General features: G+C 66.2%; 4 protein-coding genes. 3 read left to right on the top strand and 1 reads right to left on the bottom strand.

The annotated features are described in order from the left end of the window. A partial coding sequence (locus tag ACFWF3_RS29150) for a diguanylate cyclase domain-containing protein (protein ID WP_379316771.1) occupies positions 1-905 on the top strand: 905 nt, incomplete at its 5' end. Position 906: 1 nt separating this feature from the next. On the opposite strand, the gene ACFWF3_RS29145 is transcribed toward ACFWF3_RS29150, so the two are convergent. Continuing rightward, entirely contained in the window at positions 907-1,527 is a 621-nt protein-coding gene (locus ACFWF3_RS29145; RefSeq protein ID WP_379316769.1) for a TetR/AcrR family transcriptional regulator, read from the bottom strand. A 150-nt stretch (positions 1,528-1,677) separates the two neighbouring features. Here ACFWF3_RS29145 and ACFWF3_RS29140 point away from each other — a divergent pair, with 150 nt between their 5' ends. Continuing rightward, complete coding sequence (locus tag ACFWF3_RS29140) at positions 1,678-3,144, top strand: flavin-containing monooxygenase (protein ID WP_379316767.1); 1,467 nt, start codon at positions 1,678-1,680, stop codon at positions 3,142-3,144. Next, a partial coding sequence (locus ACFWF3_RS29135; RefSeq protein WP_379316765.1) for an FAD-dependent oxidoreductase occupies positions 3,141-3,402 on the top strand: 262 nt, incomplete at its 3' end. The genes ACFWF3_RS29140 and ACFWF3_RS29135, both read left to right, overlap by 4 nt.

The raw sequence follows: 3,402 nt of genomic DNA, 5'->3' as shown, positions 1-3,402 counted from the left end.
GTCTCACCTCCGAGTCGGTGACCCCGCACGCCGCCGACGGCTTCGAGATCGCGTTCCGCCACGCGTCGGTGGCCATGTCCATCGGCGACGCCCGAGGCCGCATCATCGACGCCAATCCGGCCTTCGAACGCCTGGTGGGGTACTCGCTCGACCAGCTACGGGGACTCGACGGCTTCGACCTGGCCGGCGACACCGCCGACGTCGAGCGCCGGCGCATCTTCGCCGAACTCGCCGGCAACGATTCGGGGGCCGTGCGGTTCGAAAGCGAACAGCCTCGCCCCGACGGAACCACCAGGTGGGTCGGCTGGACGATCACCCAGTGCGTCTCGGCCGACGGCGAACGGGCTTATCTGCTCGGCTTCGGCCAGGACCTCACCGAACAGCACACCGCCGCGCAACGCCTGCACTGGCAGGCCCACCACGACCCGCTCACCGGCCTGACCAACCGGCGCGGCCTGCACACCGAGCTGCACTCGCTCGTCGGCGACGCCCACCCCGGACAGTGCGCGGCGGTGTGCGCACTCGACGTCGACGGGTTCAAAGCGGTCAACGACACCTACGGACATGCCGTGGGCGATCAGATCCTCGTCGAGCTCGCCGAACGCCTGCGGCGATGCTTGAGCACCGATGAGGAGCTGCTCGCTCGCCTCGGCGGGGACGAGTTCATCGTGGTACTCCCCCCGTCCGCGGTCGACCGAGCGCGCAAGACCATCGATCTGCTCCACGCCGCGGTGATCGATCCGTTCGCCCTGCCCGACGGGCCGATATCGGTATCGGTCAGCATCGGCGCGGTGGTGACGCCGCTGACCGGCAGACGCGTTTCCGAACTGCTCGCCGAGGCCGACGACTGCCTCTACCAGGCCAAAGCGCTGGGCAAGAATCGGTGGATTCTGCGCGAGCGGTGAGTCAGCGGGCGATTCCGTCGAACATCAGCCGCTGTATCGCGATACTGAGCTCTCGTTGCTGTTCGGGCGGCCCACTGTCGTCCGCGCTGCCCCGGTCCCCGGCATCTCTGGCGCAGGCGATGACCCCGGCCAGCAGCATGCCCATCACAGCCTGCGCCGTGTGGTCGACATCGAGATCGGCGCGCAGGTACCCGCGTTCGATCCCGTGTTCGAGATAGCCGGCCGTGAGCGCGTTGGCCGAGTCGAGCACGCTGAACATTCGTTTGTTCAATTCGGCGTCGACACCGACCGTCCCGGTGAACAGGAACCGGGGAATGCGCGGGTCGGAGTACAGGATGCCGGTCAGTCCGTCGGCGATGCGGCCGACCTGGGCGCGGTAGTCGTCGAGGGTTTCCGCGGCGGCGGGGGCGTTGTCGGTCGCCAAGGCTTCCAGCACGCGACCGAACAGGTCGTCCACGACGTGGTCGATGATGTCGCGCTTGTTCTGGAAATACCGGTAGAAGGTGCCGTGGCCGATCCCCAGCCGCGTGGCGATGTCGGCGATCGAGGTGTCGTGGTAGCCGTTCGTCGCGAAACAGTCGAAGGCGGCGTCGATGATGTCGCGGCGTGTTTCCTCGCGCATGCGTTCCGCTCGCTGAGCGCGTCTGTCTCCGAGTGCCTCTGGTCCGACCACGCCTGTGATGATAGCCTCCGTCAAAGTTGAGTGACACTTCATTCCGTTAGTAGAATGATGTGTCAGTCCAGGCATGGAGACAGAACAAGGGAGTTCGTCATGCGTGACCCGAAGATCGTCATCATCGGCGCCGGCGTCGCCGGGATCACCGCCGGCGTGATCTTCAAGCAGGCCGGCTTCGAGAACTTCGTGATCGTGGAGAAGGGCTCCGATGTCGGCGGGGTCTGGCATTGGAACCGCTACCCCGGACTGACCTGCGATGTTCCGTCGCAGATCTATCAGTTCGGCTTCGCACCCAAACCCGACTGGTCACAGATCTGGGCCACCGGTGGCGAGATCCAGCGCTACCACCGCGATGTGGTCGAGCAGTTCGGTCTGACCGATCATCTCGCACTGAACAGTGAGGTCACCGAGGCCGTTCACGGCGCCGACGGGTGGACCGTCACCCTCGCGGGCGGCCGAGAGATCACGGCGGACTTCGTCATCGCCGCCACCGGCGTGCTGCACCACCCCTTCACCCCCGATATCCCGGGAATCGACCGGTTCACCGGTGCGGTGGTCCATACCGCCCGGTGGGACGACGCGATCGAGACCGCAGGCAAGCGCATCGCGGTGATCGGCAGCGGGTCCACCGGCGTTCAGGTGGTCTCCGCGCTGCAACCGCGAGCCGCGAAGTTGACCCAGTTCGCCCGCACCCCCCAATGGGTGCTCTGGGCTCCGATGGGTCTGCCCCAGCCGCGACTGCTGGCCGAGCTGCTCGCCGCCGCGCCCGCCGCGCACCAGCGCCTCTACTCCACACTGTTGTGGAGCTCGGGCATCCTCGCCGATATCGCGTTGAAACCGACATGGCGACGCCGCGCCGCGCAGCAGTTCGCCCGATGGTCGCTGACCACCCAGGTGCGCGATCCACAGCTACGAGCGGCGTTGACTCCCGACTACGAGCCGTTCTGCAAACGGCAGGTCCTCTCCGGCACCTATCACCGCGCGATCGGCGCCGGCAACGCGGCGTTGGTGACCGACGCGATCAGCGAGATCACCGAAACCGGAATCCGCACCGCCGACGGCACCCACCACGATCTCGACGTGATCGTCTTCGCGACCGGCTTCCACCCACACAACTACATGCGCCCGATGAACCTGCGTGGCCGCGACGGACTGAGCATCGACGAGGCCTGGGCGAAGGGGCCACGCGCCTACCGGATGACCGCGATCCCCGGTTTCCCGAACTTGTTCACCGTGCTCGGCCCGAACTCGCCCACCGGATCGATCTCGCTGCAGTACTCCGCGGAACTGACTGCCCGCTACATCACGCAGTGGCTGAAACGCTTCCGCGACAACGAGTTCGACACCGTGGAGGTGACCGAGGAGGCCACCGTCCGGTTCAACGACTCCGTCGCGGACGCCATGGGCCCGACCGTGTGGAACACCGGGTGCAACTCCTGGTACTTCACCGAGGAAAACACCATCGACCTGTGGCCTTTCGACCGCAAGACGATGACCACCCTGCTCACCGAACCCGACGACCGCGACTACCTGATCGCTCACCAGGATGGAACTCTGTCATGACGACACGACACGTCGACGTACTGATCATCGGCGCCGGCCTCTCCGGCATCGGCACTGCCTGTCAGCTCGTTCGCGAGCGGACCGGCCGCAGCTTCGCGATCATCGAACGTCGCGACAACGTCGGCGGTACCTGGGATCTGTTCAAGTATCCGGGCATCCGGTCCGACTCGGACATGTTGACCTTCGGGTTCGGGTTCCGCCCGTGGATCGGCACCAAGATCCTGGCCGACGGGCCGAGCATCCGGAACTACATCGAAG

This window comes from Nocardia sp. NPDC060220 (genome assembly GCF_042727815.1).
Taxonomy (GTDB): domain Bacteria; phylum Actinomycetota; class Actinomycetes; order Mycobacteriales; family Mycobacteriaceae; genus Nocardia.
The sequence above is the reverse complement of the archived record's forward strand: the minus strand, read 5'-3'. Positions and strand labels throughout refer to the sequence as shown.

What these genes read in the sequence shown, in the direction of transcription:
- ACFWF3_RS29145 (WP_379316769.1), bottom strand. Translation starts at nt 1,527, where the DNA reads ATGCGCGAGGAAACACGCCGCGACATCATCGACGCCGCCTTCGACTGT.
- ACFWF3_RS29140 (WP_379316767.1), top strand. Translation starts at nt 1,678, where the DNA reads ATGCGTGACCCGAAGATCGTCATCATCGGCGCCGGCGTCGCCGGGATC.